Below are 3933 nucleotides of genomic sequence, written 5' to 3' on the forward strand. Positions count from 1 at the left end.
CGGCGGCAGCTTGCATGCCGGCGTGTGCTTGCGCCTCGTCCTGGGCGGTGGGCACGCTGCACGCTCCCCGCCTGAATCAAGAAATCCCGCACCAGGCGCGCCGTGCTGATGGACAATAGCCCACTTCGCGAAGCACACCACCACGGCCCATTTCGATCGGCGATGAAACTCGAACAACTGCAGAGCAATGCGGCGATCCGCGGCATCGTTCCCGACGCATTGGTGAGCGTGGTCAGCGTTCAGTGGTTTGGCTCCGAAGCTCTGGAGCTGACCTACAAGACGGCCGCCGGGCGCGTCGCCAACGAGCTCCTTTACCGCCACGACGAGGAACGCCTGGAAGTCGTCGAGCACGGCCGGCCGTGGAGCTTCGACGGCGATGGCGCACTTTTCCGGCTGGTTTCCGAGGCCCAGCGCATCCGGCTCGCGCATCTGTTCGACCCGGTTCTGGCCGTGCATACCTCGGTCGTCGACCCGCTGCCGCATCAGATTACCGCCGTCTACGAAAGCATGCTGCCGCGCCAGCCGCTGCGCTTCCTGCTCGCCGACGACCCCGGCGCCGGCAAGACGATCATGGCCGGCCTGCTGATCAAGGAACTCGTCGCGCGCGGTGACCTGCAGCGCTGCCTGATCGTCTGCCCGGGCGGCCTCGCCGAACAGTGGCAGGACGAACTCTACCGCCGCTTCCACCTGCCGTTCGAGATTCTCACCAACGACAAGCTCGAAGCCGCACGCACCGGCAACTGGTTTCTCGAAACCAGGCTGTGCATTGCCCGCCTCGACAAGCTCGCGCGTAATGAGGCCGTGCAGCAGAAGCTGCAGGTGCCCGATTGCCGCTGGGACCTCATCGTCTGCGACGAAGCGCACAAGATGTCGGCCACCGTCTTCGGGAGCGAGACCAAGTACACTCGGCGTTATCGCCTCGGCCAACTCCTGTCGACGCTGACGCGGCACTTCCTGCTCATGTCGGCCACGCCGCACAACGGCAAGGAAGCCGACTTCCAGTTGTTCATGGCGCTGCTCGATGGCGACCGCTTCGAAGGTCGCTACCGGGATGGCGTGCACAGCGCCGACGTGTCGGACCTGATGCGCCGTATGGTCAAGGAGAGTCTGCGCAAGTTCGACGGCACGCCGCTCTTTCCCGAGCGCATCGCCTACACCGTGCCCTACCGCCTCTCGGACGGCGAAGCCGCGCTCTACCGGGCGGTCACCGACTACGTGCGTGAGGAATTCAACCGTGCGGAGGCGCTGGAAAACGACAAGCGCGCCGGCACCGTCGGCTTCGCCCTGACCATCCTGCAACGGCGCCTGGCTTCCTCTCCCGAAGCCATCCACCAATCGCTGCGCCGCCGGCGCGAACGGCTGGATGGCCGACTGCGCGAACTGGAGATCCTCCAACGCGGCGGCCAGGCCGCAAGCATCGTGTCTGCCGCTCTGCCGGTCCTCGACGGCGAAGACCTCGACGACCTGGACGAAGCGCCCGACGACGAAGTCGCTGCCGCCGAAGAACAGATTCTCGACCAGGCCACCGCTGCCCGCTCGATGGCCGAATTGCGCAGCGAAATCGACACTCTGAGCAGGCTCGAAAGGCAGGCTTTCGCCGTCTGTCGCAGTGGCACCGACACCAAGTGGTGCCAACTGACCAGCCTGCTCTCCGAGGTCTTCACGCCGAGCGCCATCGGCCAGCATCTTGCCCAGGCGCGCGCGCCGTACGCGGCCCGAGCGATCCCGCCGCCGAACCCGTCGCCAGGCCAGAAACTGGTCATCTTCACCGAGCACCGCGACACGCTCAACTATCTCGAGCAACGCATCCGCACGCTGCTCGGTCGCAACGACGCGGTCGTCGTCATCCACGGCGGCGTCGGCCGCGAACAGCGCCTGGCCGTGCAGGAATCGTTCCGGCACGATCCCGCGGTACAGGTATTGCTCGCTACCGACGCCGCCGGTGAGGGAATCAACCTGCAACGTGCGCACCTGATGGTCAACTACGACCTGCCGTGGAACCCCAACCGGATCGAGCAGCGCTTCGGCCGCATCCACCGCATCGGGCAGACCGAGGTCTGCCACCTGTGGAACCTGGTCGCCGACGACACGCGCGAAGGCGATGTCTATCGCCGCCTGCTGGAAAAGCTCGAACAGGCGCGCCAAGCGCTTGGCGGGCAGGTGTTCGATGTGCTCGGCAAGCTCGCCTTCGAGTCCGGCGGCAAGGTTCTGTCGCTGCGCGAACTGCTGATCGAAGCCATTCGCTACGGCGAGCAGCCCGAGGTGAGGGCCTACCTGAGCACCGTCCTCGATCTGGCGATGGATCGCGAACACCTGCGGAGCCTGCTCGAGGAGCGCGCGCTGGCGCACGACGCGATGGACGCCAGCCGGGTGCAGCGCATCCGCGAGGAGATGGAGCGTGCCGATGCCCGCCGGCTGCAACCGCATTACATCGAGTCGTTCTTCCTCGCAGCGTTCACGCAACTCGGCGGCACCGTCCGCCAGCGCGAGCCCCGGCGCTACGAAATCACGCATGTACCCGCGCGGCTGGGCAACCGCGATCGCCTGATCGGGACCGGCGAGCCCGTGCTGCCGCGCTACGAGCGAATCGCCTTCGAGAAGTCGCTCGTCGCACCGGCCGGCCAGCCGCTGGCGGCATTCGTCTGCCCCGGCCACGCATTGCTCGATGGCCTCATCGATCTGACCCTGGAGCGCCATCGCGATCTGCTCAAGCGCGGCAGCGTGCTGGTTGACGACGGCGACTTCGGGCTGCAGCCGCGCGTGCTGTTCTACCTCGAGCATGCCATTCAGGACGCCGGCCTCAGCCGCACCGGCGAGCGTCACGTCGTCTCGAAGCGCATGCTCTACGTCGAAATCGACGCCAGCCACCGCACGCGTCATGTGCACTACGCGCCCTATCTCGACTATCGGCCACTCGCGCCGGACGAGCCGGCCAGCGAAGCGATTCTCGATCGCCCTGAATGCCGGTGGATCACGCGCGAACTCGAGGGGCAGGTGCTGCGCTACGCGATCACCCACATCGTGCCGGAGCATCTGGCCGAGGTCCGCCGTCGTCGGCTCGAATTGATCGGCAAGACCGAAGCGGCGGTCAAGGATCGCCTGACCAAGGAAATCACCTATTGGGACCACCGCACCGAGGAACTCAAACTGCAGGAGCAGGCAGGCAGACCGAATGCCAGACTGAACTCCGGCGAAGCGCGCAAGCGCGCCGACCTCCTGCAGGGGCGGCTCGAAAAGCGGCTGGACGACCTGCAGCGCGAAGCGCAAATCTCGCCGCTGCCGCCGGTGGTCCTGGGCGGCTTCCTGGTGGTGCCGATCGGCCTGATCCGGGCGATCAGCGGCCAGGCTTCGACCACGCTGGCGAACGCCGTCGATACGCAAGTCAGCGCCGCCCGCGCCCGCGCGATCGTCATGGCGGTCGAGCGCCAGCTCGGCTTTGAACCCACCGACCGCGAGTTCGAGAAGCTCGGCTACGACATCGAAAGCCGCGTTCCGGGCAGCGGCAAGCTACGCTTCATCGAAGTGAAGGGGCGCGTTGCCGACGCGCCGACGATTACCGTCACGCGTAACGAGATTCTCTATTCCCTGAACAAGCCGGAGGATTTTATCCTCGCGATGGTGGAATTCACCTGGGAAGGCGGTCACCGGGTGCATTACCTGCGCGAGCCCTTCCGGCGCGAACCGGACTTTGGCGCGAACAGCGTGAACTACGACTTTTCCGAACTTCTGGCACGCGCGGATGCTCCCCGTTAGAAGTCGCTTTGGGATGCTTGAAACGCAAATTTTGGTTGCAAAATTGCGGAAAAGGAGCAAGACTGAAGCCTCGATTTCACATTTGGTCCATCGGCAGACATGTTGATCGAGTTTAGCGTGGCCAATTTCCCGGCATTATGGAGCAAGCACCCCACTGCCAGACCGCCAGCTTCGCGAAAA

General features: G+C 65.3%; 2 protein-coding genes. One reads left to right on the forward strand and one right to left on the reverse strand.

All coding sequences use genetic code 11. The features are described from left to right. Nucleotides 1-162: 162 nt before the first annotated feature. Nucleotides 163-3753 carry a helicase-related protein gene (locus tag RKP46_RS02570; protein ID WP_311105173.1) on the forward strand — a complete coding sequence of 1197 codons (3591 nt, stop codon included), beginning with the start codon at nucleotides 163-165 and terminating at the stop codon, nucleotides 3751-3753. Here the strand turns inward: RKP46_RS02570 and RKP46_RS02575 are convergent. Next, nucleotides 3750-3933, reverse strand: a 184-nt coding sequence (locus tag RKP46_RS02575; RefSeq protein ID WP_311105174.1) for a hypothetical protein, incomplete at its 5' end; no start/stop codon positions are given. The genes RKP46_RS02570 and RKP46_RS02575 overlap by 4 nt on opposite strands.

It is taken from the genome of Accumulibacter sp. (assembly GCF_031732815.1).
In the GTDB taxonomy this organism is placed as follows: domain Bacteria; phylum Pseudomonadota; class Gammaproteobacteria; order Burkholderiales; family Rhodocyclaceae; genus Accumulibacter.